Origin of the sequence: Aquimarina megaterium XH134, assembly GCF_000520975.1 — a bacterium.
Classification (GTDB): Bacteria; Bacteroidota; Bacteroidia; order Flavobacteriales; family Flavobacteriaceae; genus Aquimarina; species Aquimarina megaterium.
This window is the reverse complement of the sequence record NZ_JACB01000015.1, coordinates 203,584-221,639: the sequence shown is the minus strand read 5'-3', so window position 1 is coordinate 221,639 and position 18,056 is coordinate 203,584. Positions and strand designations below refer to the sequence as shown.

General features: G+C 33.5%; 15 protein-coding genes and 1 riboswitch. Of the genes, 14 read left to right on the top strand and 1 reads right to left on the bottom strand.

Going from position 1 to position 18,056, the window contains the following annotated elements; genetic code table 11:
- The first annotated feature begins 89 nt into the window (after positions 1-89).
- The 8 genes from Z053_RS0111285 to Z053_RS0111250 all read left to right on the top strand — a co-directional run bounded on the left by Z053_RS0111285 (position 90) and on the right by Z053_RS0111250 (position 9,181).
- A complete protein-coding gene (locus Z053_RS0111285; protein ID WP_025665117.1) occupies positions 90-1,337 on the top strand; it encodes a sulfate adenylyltransferase subunit 1 in 1,248 nt (415 codons plus the stop codon).
- Positions 1,338-1,443: 106 nt separating this feature from the next.
- Positions 1,444-3,534 (top strand): HEPN domain-containing protein, encoded by a 2,091-nt coding sequence (locus Z053_RS0111280; protein WP_025665116.1) that lies wholly within the window; start codon positions 1,444-1,446, stop codon positions 3,532-3,534.
- An 8-nt stretch (positions 3,535-3,542) separates the two neighbouring features.
- A complete protein-coding gene (gene cobA / locus Z053_RS0111275; protein ID WP_025665115.1) occupies positions 3,543-4,310 on the top strand; it encodes a uroporphyrinogen-III C-methyltransferase in 768 nt (255 codons plus the stop codon).
- 21 nt (positions 4,311-4,331) lie between these two features.
- Positions 4,332-4,925 (top strand): precorrin-2 dehydrogenase/sirohydrochlorin ferrochelatase family protein, encoded by a 594-nt coding sequence (locus tag Z053_RS0111270; RefSeq protein ID WP_025665114.1) that lies wholly within the window; start codon positions 4,332-4,334, stop codon positions 4,923-4,925.
- Positions 4,922-5,977 carry an NAD(P)/FAD-dependent oxidoreductase gene (locus Z053_RS0111265; protein ID WP_025665113.1) on the top strand — a complete coding sequence of 352 codons (1,056 nt, stop codon included), beginning with the start codon at positions 4,922-4,924 and terminating at the stop codon, positions 5,975-5,977. The genes Z053_RS0111270 and Z053_RS0111265 overlap by 4 nt, the downstream gene beginning before the upstream one ends.
- A gap of 248 nt (positions 5,978-6,225) precedes the next feature.
- Entirely contained in the window at positions 6,226-7,362 is a 1,137-nt protein-coding gene (locus Z053_RS0111260) for a glycoside hydrolase family 10 protein (RefSeq protein WP_025665112.1), read from the top strand.
- A 2-nt stretch (positions 7,363-7,364) separates the two neighbouring features.
- Positions 7,365-8,537 carry a heparan-alpha-glucosaminide N-acetyltransferase domain-containing protein gene (locus Z053_RS0111255; protein ID WP_025665111.1) on the top strand — a complete coding sequence of 391 codons (1,173 nt, stop codon included), beginning with the start codon at positions 7,365-7,367 and terminating at the stop codon, positions 8,535-8,537.
- 323 nt (positions 8,538-8,860) lie between these two features.
- Complete coding sequence (locus Z053_RS0111250; RefSeq protein ID WP_024770655.1) at positions 8,861-9,181, top strand: 2Fe-2S iron-sulfur cluster-binding protein; 321 nt, start codon at positions 8,861-8,863, stop codon at positions 9,179-9,181.
- Between the two features lie 5 nt (positions 9,182-9,186).
- Here the strand turns inward: Z053_RS0111250 and Z053_RS0111245 are convergent, their stop codons facing one another.
- A complete protein-coding gene (locus tag Z053_RS0111245; RefSeq protein WP_051476037.1) occupies positions 9,187-9,615 on the bottom strand; it encodes a cytochrome c oxidase assembly factor Coa1 family protein in 429 nt (142 codons plus the stop codon).
- Positions 9,616-9,882: 267 nt separating this feature from the next.
- Between Z053_RS0111245 and Z053_RS30070 the strand changes: the two genes are divergently transcribed.
- From Z053_RS30070 to Z053_RS0111205, 6 genes are all read left to right on the top strand, one after another.
- Positions 9,883-10,731 carry a hypothetical protein gene (locus Z053_RS30070; RefSeq protein ID WP_051476036.1) on the top strand — a complete coding sequence of 283 codons (849 nt, stop codon included), beginning with the start codon at positions 9,883-9,885 and terminating at the stop codon, positions 10,729-10,731.
- 158 nt (positions 10,732-10,889) lie between these two features.
- A riboswitch (SAM riboswitch) is annotated at positions 10,890-10,994 on the top strand.
- 151 nt (positions 10,995-11,145) lie between these two features.
- The gene (locus Z053_RS0111225) at positions 11,146-12,147 is read left to right on the top strand and encodes a homocysteine S-methyltransferase family protein (RefSeq protein WP_025665108.1); all 1,002 of its coding nucleotides are present in this window, start codon (positions 11,146-11,148) and stop codon (positions 12,145-12,147) included.
- Positions 12,148-12,150: 3 nt separating this feature from the next.
- The gene (gene metH, locus Z053_RS0111220) at positions 12,151-14,853 is read left to right on the top strand and encodes a methionine synthase (RefSeq protein ID WP_025665107.1); all 2,703 of its coding nucleotides are present in this window, start codon (positions 12,151-12,153) and stop codon (positions 14,851-14,853) included.
- 15 nt (positions 14,854-14,868) lie between these two features.
- On the top strand, positions 14,869-15,339 hold the full coding sequence (locus Z053_RS28360) for a DinB family protein (protein WP_025665106.1): 471 nt from the start codon (positions 14,869-14,871) through the stop codon (positions 15,337-15,339).
- Between the two features lie 149 nt (positions 15,340-15,488).
- Positions 15,489-16,442 (top strand): methylenetetrahydrofolate reductase [NAD(P)H], encoded by a 954-nt coding sequence (gene metF / locus Z053_RS0111210; RefSeq protein WP_025665105.1) that lies wholly within the window; start codon positions 15,489-15,491, stop codon positions 16,440-16,442.
- Between the two features lie 246 nt (positions 16,443-16,688).
- Positions 16,689-17,837 (top strand): leucine-rich repeat domain-containing protein, encoded by a 1,149-nt coding sequence (locus Z053_RS0111205; RefSeq protein ID WP_025665104.1) that lies wholly within the window; start codon positions 16,689-16,691, stop codon positions 17,835-17,837.
- The last annotated feature ends 219 nt before the right edge of the window (positions 17,838-18,056 follow it).

Sequence of the window (18,056 nt, the reverse complement as noted above, 5' to 3'; positions counted from 1 at the left end):
AATAATTGGTGATAGTATTAGTAAGGAATCTTTTATGAGTTATAAAAAAGACCTTCAACAAAAAACTATTAACCATCAACCAAAATAAGATGGATGTATTAAAAATAGCAACAGCAGGAAGTGTAGATGATGGTAAAAGTACCTTGATCGGTCGTATTCTATATGATACAAAATCATTAACAACAGATAAATTAGAAGCAATTGAAACCAGAAGTAAAGCCAATGGTTTTGATTATTTAGATTTTTCGTTGGCTACAGATGGATTGGTAGCCGAACGTGAACAAGGGATTACTATTGATGTTGCTCATATCTACTTTTCTACAAAAACCAAAAGTTATATTATAGCAGATACCCCCGGACATATTGAATATACCAGAAATATGGTTACAGGAGCATCGACATCACAAGCCTCTATCATTTTGGTAGATGCTCGTAAAGGTGTAATAGAACAAACCTATCGTCACTTTTTTATCAATAATCTGTTAAGAGTTAAAGATGTGATTGTAGCAGTTAATAAAATGGATTTGGTAGATTTTTCTCAGGAAAAATATGAAGCTATTAAAGCCGATTTTGAAACATTGATCGAAAAAAGTGATTACAAAGAACAGAATATAACGTTCATCCCGGTAAGTGCATTGCAGGGCGATAATGTGGTAGATAAATCTGAGAATACCCCATGGTATACCGGGCAAACTTTACTAGAACACTTAGAGAAATTAGATGCACAGGATGTGTATGAAAAAGCTCAGGTACGTTTTCCAATTCAAACCGTAATTCGTCCTAAAAAAGATGAGTTTCATGACTTTAGAGGATATGCAGGTAAATTATACGGAGGCGACCTTTCTGTTGGAGATGAGGTAACAATTTTACCTTCATTAACTACATCAAAAGTAAAAGAAATTTACTTTTTTGATCAGAAATTTGATACTGCAGGTAGAGGAAGTTCTTGCACTATTACCTTAGAAGATGATGTAAATGTAAGTCGAGGAGATATGATTGTAAAATCATCAGAGAAGCCTCGGGTAGAAAAACAATTGACCGCAACAGTATGCTGGATGGACGGTAAAGATCTAAATCCAGGAACGAATTACTTTATACAAAGCGGAAGCAATAGAATTCTAGCAAAAGTGAAGAGTATAAACGGAACTATAGCAACCGATTTTTCTGGAGATAATACTTCAAAAAATGCTTTGAGTTTAAACGAAATAGGAAAAGTTCAGATACAGTTGAGCAAACCTTTAGCAATTGATTCTTATAGTAAGAATAAAGCTTCAGGATCATTTATATTAATAGATTCACAAACCAATACAACTTCAGGAGTTGGTTTTATAGAATAAATATAAGCCATTCTTTATAGGAAGAAAACAAGAAATTTAGAATAATAAAACCATCATACAAAAGTCATAACTATGACCTTTTTTAAAGGCAGAAATACGAAAAAAGATGCAAAGTTTTAGAACCGAAATAGAAAACCCAATTGTTCAAAAAGACGTTATAGAATTAGCTAATAAAATTGAGCAATTCCATAAGGGTAAGATTGATGAAGAGAAGTTTCGTAGCCTTCGTTTGGCGCGTGGTGTATATGGCCAACGCCAGGAAGGAGTGCAGATGATTCGTATTAAGTTACCCTATGGTAAAGTGTTGAGTAATCAACTAAGACGTATTTGTGAAGTTTCTGATGAGTATTCTAGAGGAAGACTACATATTACGACACGCCAGGATATTCAGATTCATTATGTAGATTTAAATAGGACTCCTGAGCTATGGGCAGAGTTAGAAAAAGATGATGTAACGTTAAGAGAAGCTTGTGGTAATACAGTTCGTAATGTAACCGCATCAGAAACTGCCGGAATTGATCCAAAAGAACCTTTTGATGTATCACCTTATGCAGATGCATTATTTCGCTTCTTTTTAAGAAACCCTATCTGCCAGGAAATGGGGCGTAAATTTAAAGTCTCTTTTTCAGGAACCGAAGAAGATACCGGGCTATCCTATATGCATGATTTAGGCTTTATTGCTAAAATTGAAAATGGAGTTCGAGGATTTAAAGTAATGTTAGCCGGTGGATTGGGATCACAACCAAGACATGCAGATGAATTATACAGTTTCTTGCCATCAGAAAAGATCATTCCTTTAATGGAAGGGGTATTGAGAATTTTTGATCGTCATGGGGAACGTAAAAGTAGAGCCAAGGCAAGAATGAAGTTTTTACTTAAAGACATAGGTCTTGAAGCATTCAAAGAATTAATAGAAGCAGAGCAAAATGCAATAGCTCAAAAAACTGTTGTGATCGATGCAGAATCATATAAAACATCAACTCCGGTTGAAACCGAAATACCTCAAGTACAGATCAAAAACCAAAAAGTTTTCGACCTGTGGAAATCTACCAATGTAATTGCTCAAAAGCAAGAAGGATACGTAGCTATAGGTATTAAAGTACTATTGGGTGATTTTTATACAGATAAAGCCAGATTGCTGGCGGATTTAGTAGAGAAATATGCAGCCGGAGAGATAAGATTATCATTGCGTCAGAATATTTTGATTCCTTTTGTAAAAGAAGATGCAGTACCGTTCTTTTATCAGGAATTAGAGAAATTAGGATTTGTAGAATCAGGATATAACAAAGCAGTAGATATAACAGCTTGTCCAGGAACAGATACCTGTAACTTAGGAATTGCCAGTAGTACAGGTATTGCCGAGGAACTAGAACGTATAATCAAGACAGAATATCCTCAATATCTTGAAAAAGAAGATTTAGTGATCAAAATTAGCGGATGTATGAATGCGTGCGGGCAACATAATATGGCAAATATTGGTTTTCAAGGAATGTCAGTACGAACTAAGGATAAATTAGTTGCACCCGCATTACAAGTACTATTAGGAGGAGGAAACTTAGGAGGTGGTAATGGTCGTTTTGCAGATAAAGTAGTAAAAATACCTAGTAGAAGAGGACCAGAAGCATTACGAAGAATTCTTAATGATTTTGAAGCAAATGCAAATGGAAAAACTTTTATAGAGTACTATACCGATCAAGGTGAAAAGTATTTCTATGACTTTCTTACCGATTTATCCAATGTAGATAATCTTACCCAAGAAGATTTTATCGATTGGGGGACAGAAGAGAATTATGTGAAGGCAATTGGTGTGGGAGAATGTGCGGGAGTAGTTATAGATTTAATAGCTACCTTATTCTTAGAAAGTGAAGAGAAAATAGAAAATGCAAAAATATCTTTTGAAAATGAGATATACTCTGATGCTGTGTATCACGCATACAGCTCATTAGTAAACTCAGCAAAAGCATTGTTGTTAGCCGAAAATAAAAAAACGAATACGCATGCCAAAATTATAAATCAGTTTGATGAAGAATTTGTTGCAAGCGGAAAAGTACAATTAGAAGGAACATTTGCCGACTTGATTTATCAACTTCAAAAAAATGCACCTACCAGAGATTTTGCAGTAGATTATATTAAAAATGCAGAACAATTTTTGCAAAAAGTGCAGGAATTCAGAGCTGTTGAAGTAGAAAATGCATAAAGAAAATAATGAATAATAAAACACCAAAATTAACAGTAGTAGGAGCAGGTCCGGGAGATCCTGATTTGATCACTCTAAAAGCAATTAAAGCTTTAGAGTCTGCAGATGTGGTGTTATATGATGCACTCATTAATGAAACCTTATTGGGTTATGCATCTAAAGCAGAGAAGATATTTGTTGGTAAAAGAAAAGGATGCTATGCATATCAACAAGAACAGATTAATGAATTAATAGTAAGTAGAGCCAAAAGCCATGGGCATGTAGTGCGATTAAAAGGAGGAGATCCTTTTATTTTTGGACGTGGAGCAGAAGAAATTGATTACGTGCAACAGTTTGATGTAGAGACCAATATGGTTCCGGGGATATCATCATCTTTAGCTGTTCCAGCATACCAGGGAATCCCATTAACAAAAAGAGGATCCTCAGAAAGTTTTTGGGTTATTACAGGAACCACAAAATCCCACAAATTATCACAGGATATATGCCTGGCAGCAAAATCAAATGCAACTGTGGTAATTTTGATGGGAATGAGTAAGTTGAATGAAATAGTTAGTATCTTTGCTGCCGAAAATAAGCAAGACATTCCAGTAGCTATTATCCAAAACGGAACCACAGAAAAAGAGAAGTTTGGATACAGTACAATAGAGAATATTGAGGAAGTAGTTTTAGAAAAAGAATTATCCTCACCAGCAATTATTATAATAGGGGAAGTGGTAACCCAACGAGTTCGACTAGCTTCTATTTATAATGAAGTTCGAGAAGAAATTGTATCTTAATAGTTTTGGACTAGCTTAAAGATGAAAGAAAGAAACAATTTATATCCAGTTTTTTTAAAGGCTGCAAACCTTGAAACCCTTATCGTAGGAGGAGGAAATGTAGCAGAAGAAAAACTTACGTTCTTATTAAAATCCAGCCCAGATGCTAAGGTGACTATAGTATCATCAATGTTTAGAGAAGGTACAATAGCATTAGCGAATAAGTTTGGAGTGGAAATGATACATAAAAAATATCACAAACGTTTTCTCAAAGGAAAACATATTGTGATTGCTACCACAGATGTTCCTAAAGTTAATATGCAGGTGTATAAAGATTGTAGGAAACGAAGTATACTGGTTAATGTAGCAGACAATCCGCCGTATTGTGATTTTTATATGGGCGCGATTGTAACCAAAGGCAATGTAAAAGTGGCAATCTCTACTAATGGGAAATCACCGACTACAGCCAAACGATTACGTCAGTTTTTTGAGGAAGCGATACCTGAAAATATTGATGATTTAGTTAAAAATTTAAACGAGTACAGAAAAACAATAAAAGGTAATTTTGAAGAAAAAGTGGAGACACTAAACGAATTTACTAAAGGATTAATAGGAAAAAAAGAAGTTGAAAAATGATTAAGACTGATATTTTAATAATCGGAGCGGGACCAACAGGACTATTTACTGTTTTTGAAGCAGGATTACTGAAGTTAAAGACGCATCTTATTGATGCCTTACCACAACCAGGTGGGCAATGCTCAGAAATATATCCCAAAAAACCAATATATGATATTCCTGGTTTTCCAGAAATACTTGCAGGAGAATTGGTAGATAACCTAATGGAGCAAATAAAACCTTTTAAACCCGGGTTTACTCTAGGAGAAAGAGCAGAAACTATCGAGAAATTAGAAGATGATACTTTTTTGGTAACTACCAATAAAGGAACGCAACATAATGCACCAGTAGTTGCAATTGCAGGAGGATTAGGTTCTTTCGAGCCTCGTAAACCACCGATCCCAAATATTGCAGATTTCGAAGATAAAGGAGTAGCGTATATCATACGTGATCCAGAAGTATATAGAGATAAACGAGTTGTAATTGCAGGAGGAGGAGACTCCGCTTTAGATTGGTCGATTTTCTTGGCAGATGTTGCCAGTGAAGTAACTCTAGTGCATAGACGAAACGAATTTCGTGGAGCTTTAGATTCGGTAGAAAGAGTAGCAGAACTTTCTAAATTAGGAAAAGTAAACCTGATTACTGAAGCTGAAGTAAAAGAATTGAAAGGTGATGATCACATTACAGCGGTTGGTATAAAACATAAAACAAAAGGTGAAATTATTTTAGATACAGATTATTTCATCCCGTTATTTGGATTATCTCCAAAATTAGGACCAATAGGAGATTGGGGATTAGAGATCGAAAAAAATGCGATCAAAGTAGATAATTCATACGATTACCAAACTAATATCCCGGGAATTTACGCTATTGGCGATGTAAATACATATAAAGGAAAACTAAAACTAATTCTTTCTGGTTTTCATGAAGCAGCCATTATGTGTCAGAGTGCTTATCAAAGAATCTTTCCAGATAAAAAGTATGTGATGAAATATACAACTGTTGGTGGAGTAGAAGGATTTGATGGAACTAAAAAAGAGGCTAAAAAAGAAGTAGTAAAAGCTATTAATTAGAAAAGAGTTTATTTTAAAAATAAAACAGGTGTATACCGAAAAATTAATTTTCGGTATACACCTGTCCTTTTTTAGAACCCTATGAACCAAGGTTAAATTGTTTCAATATCTCATTTTAATGTTATTAAAATGGTATAATAGATTACAAAATAGGTTGTACTTCTATGAAATGATGTGTTTTGTAGAAAAAAATTTTAAACTCTGTTTTTTTTCTTTACCTATGGTTCTAATTTTTTTTAAACGTTCTTATGAAAAAGCTATTTTCTATTCTTTCGATTGTTTTTGTGTTAATTGCTTGTAAAAATAAAGCTGAAACTGAAAAAAATGTAATTACTAAAAACAAAATACCTGTTTATGCATGGGCGCATCTACCCGAAAATGCATCAGATGAAGAATTAAAAAAACAATTTCAGGAATTAAAAAATAAAGGAATAGATGGTTTAATGTATTCTGCAGGTCATGACCCTTTAACCTATAAAAGAGTCGGTAAAATTGTTAAGCAAACGGGGATGGTATTTCATGCATGGATACCGACCATGATACAAAACTCTAATCCAAAATTAAAACCAGAATGGTACGCTATTAATCGAAATGGTGAATCTGCATATGATAAACCAGCATATGTTTCGCACTATCAGTTTTTATGCCCTAATAAAGATGAAGTGTATGATTTTCTTAATAGCCTATACAGTAGTGTTGCTGATGTAGAAGAAGTAGATGGAATTCATCTAGATTATATACGGTTTCCAGATGTGATTTTGGCAAAAGGATTATGGGAAAAATATAACCTGGTAATGGATAAAGAATATCCTCAATTTGATTATTGTTACTGTGATAAATGTGTTCATGATTTTAAAACGTTATCAGGCATAGATATTAAAGATGCTGAAGATCATCCTTCACAAGTCGAAGAATGGAAACAATTTCGTTATGATTTGATAACTAAAACGGTGAATAAATTAGCAGATGTAGTGCATGGTAAAAATAAAGTGATTAATGCAGCAGTGTTTCCAGGGCCAAATTCTATTGCAAAAAAACTAGTAAGACAAGAATGGGATAAATGGAATTTGGATGCATTTTTCCCTATGAATTATAATGATTTCTATCTAGAAGATACAAAATGGATTGGCGAACTAACAAAAGAAGAAGTAACTGCTGTTAATAATAAGAAACCTGTTTATAGTGGTTTATTCATTTGTCCGAAACCTAAAAATAAGGCAAATGAAGCAGATCCCGAAAATCATGGATTATTACCCGAAGAATTAGAAGCTGCAATTATTGAATCTATTCAAAATGGAGCCACTGGCATTTGTTTATTTACACCAAATAGGATGACAGATGCACATTGGGAAGTCTTGCAAAAAACAATTAATGCAGATTTTTAAATATGAGAATTGCATCAATAGATATTTTTAGAGCTTTAACAATGGTTTTAATGATCTGGGTAAATGACTTCTGGACACTTACAGATATTCCTAAGTGGCTTCAACATGCGACTGCTAGTGAAGATTATATGGGATTTTCTGATATTATTTTTCCGTTGTTTTTATTTATTGTTGGCCTTAGTATTCCTTATGCAATCGAAAATAGACTTGCTAAAAAAGAAAGTAAGACTTCAATAGCAAAGCATATAATTATAAGATCTTTTTCATTGCTGTTAATTGGTTTTTTTATGGTAAACTATGAAACAGCTCACCATGAAAGCATTCTTATTGGAAAATATTTTTGGGGGTTACTTATGGCCTTGGCAGTACTATTAATTTGGATGAATTGGAAAAAAAGCCCAATTCAAAAAAAATGGCATGTCTATTTTCAGGCTTTAGGAATTATTATACTTATTTTTTTGGCAGTTATATACAATGGAGGTCCTCAAGGAGAAAATTGGATGAAAATACAATGGTGGGGTATTTTGGGGCTTATTGGTTGGGCCTATGCTATAAACGGGTTAATTTACCTATATAGTAAAAGGAATATTGTGATAATAGTTGTTTTATGGGTGGTTTTTAATCTACTTTCTATATTGAATCAGACCGATAAGCTAATTTTCGAAAATGATAGTATTACTTTGTTCTCTACATTATATACAGGTACTATTCCTGCATTTACTACAGCAGGTATTGTCGCAACATTAATATTTAAAAAGCTATCAGGAACAAATATAAAATGGCGATATATAAGTTTAATAGGATTAGGGGTACTACATATTATTTATGGAATAGCAACCAGACCATATTGGGGTATTTCTAAAATACAAGGAACACCATCTTGGTTAGCTATCTGCACAGGAATAGGTTTTCTTATGTTTGCAATATTGTATTACATTACAGATGTGAAAAAACAAACTAGTTGGGCAAAGATAATTGCTCCGGCAGGTACAGCAACATTAACATGTTATATGATCCCTTATCTTTTGTATCCAATGTATGCCATTACCGATATTAAATTTCCTGATATTTTGAACTCTTCAGGCTTAGGGCTGTTTATATCTTTTATCTTTTCTTTATTAGTAGTCGTTTTTACGGGCTGGTTAGAACAAAAAAAATATAAGCTAAAACTGTGATGTCTTCTTTTTTCGTTCTATTTCTTTAGCATAATAATGATGAAAGGTAGATGATAGTATTGATTTTATTTTTTTCATTAAAAGGCACTTTTTTTTATTGGTTTAGTTTTTATAAAATAGATGTTAATAAATGATTATTATTTGAATGATTTTTTATAAGATTCAGTATATTTGATACTTCAAAATCTTCATAATTACTGGTTTAAAAAAACGAGATACGACCCTTAAATAAAATACGCTAAACAATTTAAAATAAAATGTAAAAGACCTTAAATAAAATCGGTAAGGTCTTTGATTATATTTGTAAACAGAAATAAAAAGATATGTCAGATGTTACCATAAAAATAAAAGATAGAGAAGGTGTAGTACATGAGATACAAGCACCTACTGATATGGCTATGAATTTAATGGAAATTTGTAAAGCTTATGAATTACCAGTAGAAGGAACCTGTGGGGGAATGGCCATGTGTGCTTCTTGTCAATGCTATATTTTATCTGATCACGAATTACCAGAAATGGGGCAGGATGAAGATTTGATGTTAGCAGAAGCCTTTTATGTAGAGGATAATAGTAGGTTAGGATGTCAAATCCCAATTACTCCCGAGTTGGATGGATTAGAAATAGAATTAGCCCCGGAGTCTTAATTGTATTATTCTTCCAGAATTGTAATAGATTCTTTTTTTGGTTTTTTAATTCTAACGGTAATTTTTTGATATTCCCAGTTAACTCCTTTTTTATTGGCTACGATATCCAGTTTAGCTTTTCCTTTGGTGCCTCTGATTCCAACAGTTAATGCAATTGAAGTGTTGTGATTTGAATATTCGACTTCTCCTTCTAGTAATCGAAAGAAATCTATTGGAGATAGCTCGCCTAATTTTTCAATAACACGATCATTTTTTTTAGCTATTTCAAGTGCGTTTTCTGTAAGATTAGGTTGAACATAAACAGATCCATATCTAAATGCAGCATTACCAGTCATCATAAAAAACACGAATATACAAACAACTATCCCTATCGTAGGAAGTGTCCATTTCCAGTTTCGATTCCACCAACTTTTTTTAGAAATTAATTCGTTCATGATATCTAATAGTATTTGTTGTTAAGCTCTTTTTTATAAAGACCCCTTGTCAAATAAATTTGTTGCAATAACTACTAGAGACAGAAGGTGTTTTCCTCCTGTAATAGATGTATTACACCTATATAAAATGGGGCTTTTGACCCCGTTTTTTGATCTGTTTTGATTGTATTTTTGAATTGAAAAAATAAACTTAAAGACATTACTAATGGTATTTGTTTAATGAGAATTAACATATCTGAAGTATAGAAAAACAAAAAAATAGAGGGTATGAAAACAAAAAAAAATCGATTTAATTTAGGCGTTTTCATTCTTTTGATAGCAAGTATGTTATTATTTACAAATTGCGAAAAAGAATCAATTGTAAACGAAGAATTAAGTACGTTAAATGTAGAACAAGAAGAATTCCTAACTAAAGCAAAAAAGAATTATTTGAAGGAAAACGGAATCAATATTGATATCATAGATATCGATTGGTGCTCGATTATACCAAATTTGTCCGGGTATTATTATGCTAATGATGGAGGGCATTATTATGTTAGGCATATTGGAAATAAGGTTTACTGGTTTGGAGAACATCCATCAGGTATTTGGGCTAATGTTTTTAAAGGTAGTATCAATGGTAAAACAATTACCGGAAGTTTTTATGATGTGCCTAAAGGTAAAATAGCAGGAAGTGGGAGTTTAACATTGTCTATAGGTTGTTTTGGAAGCGGTTTTACCAAAATATCCGGGAGTAATTTTGGAGGTTCAGTTTGGACAAAAACCGTAAGACCTTCTCACCTCCCTCGTCCACGTCAGGCGGGATTTGGAGTTGTAAATGACAGCAATAATATTACCGGCCGATGGGTTGGCGATGATGGAGGGATTTACTATATCAGACAAATAGGTAATATGGTAGTTTGGTTTGGAGAACGCAATTTTGTAAATGGTCGCCCTACATGGTCCAATGTTGCCTGGGGGAGTCGTTTCTATAGCCAGTTATGGTTAGATTGGGTTGATGTCCCTAAAGGAAATACAAATAATGGCGGAATTCTAAGAGGATTTATCGAAGGGCCAAATTATATCTCTCTAGGACATAACACAGGAGGTTTTGGAGGCTCAGAGCTTCGAAGGTAATATAAATATATAGATGTAGAATAGAGATTATCCTTTTGGGTAATCTTTTTTTGTTAATACAAGGTGAAATTAATAAATAAACTTGCATAACAAAAGGCTATGCCTTTTATTTGTACTTAAAATAACAGCAATTGCTGTTTAGTTCATATATATTTTAATTGTTATCGAGAAAGGTGGAGGGAATAGACCCTATGAAACCTTAGCAACCCTTTATCCTGTAAAGAAGGTGCTACATTCTATCCGTTGAACGGTATAGATAACCAAAGCTCATAGCTAAGCTATGTTTTCCATTTAGTTTTCTTGATACACTATTCTTTACTTAAATAAAGAATTAAATAATGTTTTGTTTTTCCTGTGTTTGATCTACACTTAGTATAGATTACGGTTGGAATACACAATAATATTTGATAATTGATGAAAGACATATACAAAATACTAGAAGAGAGAATCCTTGTGCTTGATGGAGCTATGGGGACCATGCTGCAAAGGCATAAGTTTACAGAAGAAGATTTTAGAGGAGAACAATTCAAGGATTGGCCTGTTCCTGTACAGGGTAATAATGATTTGTTGAGCATTACTCAACCTGAAGCAATAAAAGAGGTACATCGACTTTATTTTGAGGCAGGAGCAGATATTGTAGAAACCAATACCTTTTCGGGAACAACTATAGCTATGGCTGATTATGAAATGGAAGATTTGGTCTATGAACTTAATTACCAGTCGGCAAAAATTGCCAAAGAAGTAGCAGATGAGTTGACCGAAAAAGAACCTCATAAACCTCGTTTTGTAGCAGGATCTATTGGTCCTACAAATAGAACAGCAAGTATGTCTCCCGATGTAAATGACCCAGGATATAGAGCAGTAACTTTTGATGAATTAAGAATCGCTTATAAACAACAAGTTGAAGCATTATTAGATGGAGGCGCAGATATCTTATTGGTAGAAACCATTTTCGATACATTAAATGCCAAAGCAGCACTTTTTGCAATTGAAGAAGTAAAAGATGAAAGAAACATCGATGTTCCAATTATGGTAAGTGGTACGATAACAGATGCAAGTGGTAGAACATTATCGGGTCAAACGGCAGAAGCATTTTTAATTTCACTATCTCATATTCCGATGTTGTCTGTTGGATTTAATTGTGCATTGGGAGCAAATCAATTAACTCCCTATTTAGAAGTTTTAGCTCAGAAAGCAAGCTTTGGAATATCTGCACATCCTAATGCCGGATTACCAAATGCCTTTGGAGAGTATGACGAAACACCAGAACAAATGGCAGAACAGATTAAAGAATACATGGAAAAAAACTTAGTAAATATTATCGGCGGTTGTTGTGGGACCACTCCAGAACATATCAAAGCAATAGCAGATTTAGCAAAAGATTATAAACCAAGAGTAGTAGGAGTAGAAGTATAGCATATGAGTACTAAGGAAAAAAGAAAATATCTTAAGCTCTCTGGTCTGGAGCCAATGATTGTTTCTGCTGAAACGAATTTTATTAATGTTGGAGAACGAACTAATGTAGCAGGGTCACGCAAGTTTTTGCGTTTGGTCAAGGAAGAAAAATTTGATGAAGCTTTAGATATAGCAAGACATCAGGTAGAAGGAGGAGCACAGGTCATTGATATCAATATGGATGATGGCTTAATCGATGGTAAGGAAGCAATGGTAAGGTTTCTTAACCTTATAATGGCAGAACCTGATATTGCCCGAGTACCCATTATGATAGATAGCTCTAAATGGGAAATCATCGAAGCTGGATTGCAAGTGGTACAAGGAAAATGTGTGGTAAATTCTATAAGTCTTAAAGAAGGTGAAGAAGAATTTATATCACATGCAAAAGCTATAAAAAGATATGGCGCAGCTGTGATTGTAATGGCATTTGACGAGGTAGGGCAAGCAGATAATTATGAACGTCGTATAGAAATCTCAAAAAGGTCTTATGATCTATTGGTTCATAAAGTAAAATTTCCTCCAGAAGATATCATATTTGATTTAAATATATTTCCGGTTGCAACCGGAATGGAGGAGCATCGTAAAAATGCTATCGATTTTATTGAAGCCACACGATGGGTAAGAGAAAATCTCCCACATAGTAGTGTAAGTGGAGGTGTAAGTAATGTTTCATTTTCTTTTAGAGGAAATAATACGGTTCGCGAAGCTATGCATTCTGTTTTTCTGTATCATGCAATCAAGGCCGGGATGAATATGGGAATCGTAAACCCGGCAATGCTAGAGGTGTATGATGATATTCCCAAAGATCTTTTAGAACATGTAGAAGACGTAGTTCTGGATCGACGAGATGATGCTACCGAACGACTATTAGATTTTGCAGAAACCGTTAAAGGAACAAAAAAGGAACAAGTTGTTGATCTTTCCTGGAGAGAAGAATCATTGCAGGATAGAGTTACAAGAGCCCTTGTGAAAGGGATTGATCAATATATTGTAGAAGATGTAGAAGAGGCAAGACTAAGTGTAGATAAACCTATAGAGGTTATAGAAGGGCATTTAATGACAGGGATGAATGTTGTAGGTGATCTTTTTGGATCTGGTAAAATGTTTTTACCTCAGGTAGTAAAATCTGCCAGAGTAATGAAAAAAGCAGTAGCATACTTACTTCCATTTATTGAAGAAGAAAAGAAAAAGAATGCACTTTCTGGGGGCGTAGTAAAAGAAAATGATTCTAATGGCCGCATTTTGATGGCAACGGTAAAAGGTGATGTGCATGATATCGGTAAAAATATTGTTTCGGTAGTATTAGGATGTAATAATTATGAAATTGTAGATCTTGGTGTAATGGTTCCTCCAGATAAAATTATTCAGACTGCAATCGATGAACAAGTAGATATCATTGGGTTAAGCGGTTTAATAACCCCATCATTAGATGAGATGGTTCACCTGGCAAAAGAAATGGAACGTAAAAATTTCAATATTCCATTATTAATAGGTGGGGCGACCACATCAAAAGCACATACCGCAGTTAAGATTGATCCGCAATATAAAAATGCAGTAGTGCATGTTAATGATGCATCAAGAGCAGTAACAGTTGTAGGTGATTTGTTGAATAAAAGAAGTAACCAAAAATATATAGGTGATCTCAAAGAAGATTATGAGAAATTTAGAGATGGGTTTCTAAAAAGAACAAAACAAAAAGAATATCTAAGTATTGAAGAGGCCAGAAAGAACAAATATTTGATTGATTGGCAAACTTCCGAAATTGTAACACCAAATCAATTAGGGGTTCAGGTTATAGAAGATTTTGATTTAAGAAAACTAGAGCCTTATATCGATTGGTCACCATTTTTTAGATCCTGGGACTTACATGGTAAATACCCTGCTATTTTAACTGATACTGTAGTTGGTGAACAAGCCACATCCTTATTTAAAGATGCACGAGAATTATTAGAAAGAGTATTTGATGAAAAATTATTAGTAGCCAAAGCTATTTATGGATTGTTCGAGGCTAATACAATAAACGATGATGATATTGAGGTGTCTTCAGAAGAAGGAAGTTTTACATTCAGAACACTACGCCAGCAACTAAAAAAACATGCTGGCAAGCCTAATTTTGCTTTGTCTGATTTTGTTGCCCCAAAAGAAAGCAGAATTCAAGATTACATGGGATGTTTTTGTGTAACAACAGGTTTTGGAACGAAGGAACTTGCTGAGGCTTTTGAAGCTGATCACGATGACTATAATTCTATTATGATTAAGGCATTAGCAGATCGTTTAGCCGAAGCTTTTGCAGAATATTTGCATAAAAAAGTACGTATAGAAGATTGGGGATATGCTAATGATGAATCATTAACCAATGAAGAATTAATAAAAGAAGCATATAAAGGTATTCGACCTGCTCCTGGATATCCAGCTTGCCCGGATCATCTCGAAAAGATAACGATTTGGGAATTACTTCGTGTTAAAGAACAAATCGGGGTAGAATTAACCGAAAGCCTGGCTATGTGGCCTGCAGCATCTGTATCTGGATATTATTTTGCCAATTCTGAAGCTCGGTATTTTGGGTTAGGAAAAATAAAAGAAGATCAAGTAAAAGATTTTGCAGAACGTAAAGATGTAGATCTTGAGTATGCAAAAAAATGGTTAAGTCCCAATATAGTAGATTAAATAAATACGAACCCAATGAGTATAAAAGATAGCATTAGAAAGTATGATGAGGTTTTTGAAGGAGAGCCATGGTTTGGAAATTCTATATTAAAATCGCTAGAGCATATTCCCGCAATTTTTTGGGATAAAAAGCCAAAAAAAGTGTCGCACTCCGTATCAGAACTAGTATATCATCTTATAGATTGGAGAGGGTTTGTTATCGAAAAACTAAAAGAAAATAGAGCTTTTGATATTGAATTAAATTCTGAAAAGGATTGGAGAAAAAATGTTTCAATACAAAATGAAAAAGAAAAGAAAAAAACTCTTCAAGAATTAGTTGAGACTCAAAATATAATATGCGAATTGCTATTAGCAAAACCAGATTCATGGCTGAATGAACAAGTAGCTGGCCGTCAATATCGAAATGGATATATGGTAAATGGGGTGATACAACATGATATATATCATTTAGGACAAATCAATATGGTATATAGTCAATTAAAATAAAGAATAAGGTATTTTGTAAAAAAGAGACTTCATGTTAACACTTTGTAATATGATACAGAGATATTAAAAGCATAAGTCTTAAAATACAGATAATGACAATTATCCTAATACCAAAAATGATAAACGAAGAATCAGGAATTATAGATTAGATGAAAGTAACAGATCACATAAAAAAAGCTAAAGAAAAAACATTATTTTCTTTTGAATTAATACCGCCTCAAAAAGGAAGAAGTATACAAGAATTATATGATAATATTGATCCATTAATGGAGTTTAATCCTCCTTTTATTGATGTAACTACGTCTCGGGAGGAATTTATTTATATAGATAGAGAAGGATTGTTAGATAAAAAACTAACCCGTATGCGACCAGGTACTGTAGGTATTTGTGCTTCGATTACTCATAAATATGATGTAGATACAATCCCTCATGTATTATGTGGCGGCTTTACCAAAGAAGAAACAGAATATTTATTGGTAGATTGTCACTATTTAGGTATTGAAAATGTAATGGCTTTACGTGGTGATGCAATGAAGGAAGAAAAATATTTTACCCCTACCAAAGGAGGGCACAGTTATGCCAATGAGCTGGTAGAGCAGATATTGAATATGAATAAAGGAAAATTTCTTCATGAAGTGATCGAAACGGATAACAAATCCGATTTTTGCATCGGAGTTGCCGGCTACCCAGAAAAACATATGGAAGCTCCTTCTATAGATTCTGATATCAGAAGATTAAAAGACAAAGTAGATGCGGGAGCAGATTATGTAGTGACCCAAATGTTTTTTGATAACAAAAGATATTTTGATTTCGTGAAAAGAGCTAGAGAAGCAGGAATTAATGTACCTATAATCCCAGGGATTAAACCGGTAGCAGTAAAAAGACATTTACAATTATTACCTCAGGTTTTTAAACTGGATATGCCAGATGAATTGGTGAGGGCAGTAGAGCAATGTAAAACCAATAAAGAAGTTAGGGAGGTAGGAATCGAATTTGCAATACAACAGTCTAAAGAACTGATGGAGTATGGAGTTCCTGTATTACATTATTATTCGATGGGTAAATCTGATAATATTAGAAAAATTGCCGAAGGAGTATTTTAAAAAAACCATTCTTTCTTAAATATAAGAGAACGGCAATTATTGCCAATTTTAAATTTATAATTTTAGTGTAACCCCTGTTAGATTAGGATCTGGCAGGGTTTTTTATGAAGTGTAAACAGTGTAAAATAGTTGCTTTCTATCAGATTCACTGTTTACAGGGAACTTTTCATCCTGCACAAAACGGATTTTTACACCTGGATTACTGCAGTAATAGAAAAATACTCTAAAAACTTTAAACTAAAACAAATGAAAAATTTGAAATTCTTTGTTGTGCTATTCATCAGCGCAATAGTTGTGTCATGCTCTAAAGATGATGAAACTCTAACTCACGAAACTACAAACGCTACAAAAAGTAAGATCCTAGGTAAAGCAAAAAAAGCAGATGTTATCGATGGCAATATTGTATTCCCCGATTCTAATTTTAAAAAAGCACTACTTGAAGGTTATGTAGATACAAATAATGATAACGAAATCTCTATAGGAGAGGCTAAAAATGTAACATCACTTTATCTAGATTTTAAAAATATCTCTAACCTCTCGGGAATCGAATACTTTGTTAATTTAACCGATCTGAGTTGTAATTACAATCAACTTACTTCGTTGAGTGTGTATGAGAATGTTAAATTGAACTCTCTAAGTTGTAGTGGTAATCAATTCAGTACACTGGATGTAAGCAAAAATGTTAAGTTGAAAGATCTGGATTGTAGCAACAACCAACTTATTACGTTGGATATAAGTAAAAATATTGTGTTGAAAAGTCTGAATTGTGGTTATAATAAAATTACAGCTCTGGATGTTAACCAGAATACGGCGTTGACTGGTTTGTTTTGTCAGGATAATCAAATTACTAATCTGGATGTAAGCAAACGTACAAGATTAGGGTATCTGAATTGTGGTAGAAATAAGATCACAACACTAAATCTAAATAGAAACACATCACTACATTACTTGATTTGTTCAGATAATCCACTAAAAACGTTAGACGTAAGTAAAAACACAGCGTTAAATGTATTGTCTTGCTCTAACAATCAACTCACTACTTTAGATGTGACGAAAAATACAGCTTTAGGAACACTTCATTGTGATGGTAATCAACTTAGGTTATTGAATGTTAACAAAAATACAGCTTTAAAAGGGCTATATTGTTATAATAACAAGATTACTACACTGCATTTAGCCAAAAATAACAACTTACGTTATCTAAAATGTAATAATAATAAACTTCGTTACTTAAATATAAAGAACGGAACAAACGATAGGTTGATAAGAGCAGAGTTACAAGAGCAAGACAATCCTTATTTTAGTTGTATCCAGGTAGATGACCCTACTGCATCGTATTTAGATAAATGGAAAAAAGATGCAACCGTTAGTTATTCTAGTGCTTGCAGACGATAAGTATTATATCATAATACTCAATACAAAAAACCCTTGTAATAATGAATTTAAACTCACTATTACAAGGGTTTTGTTATAGGTTTAAATAAGTTAATCGAAATTCAAATTCTGGCAGAATCTAAATTTTCACATAGGTTGCTGGCTACCTTATTTACAACCTTTTGTAGCAATGTGGTTAGATTTTTGTTTTTTAATTATTTGATTTTTAGTGTGTTGTGT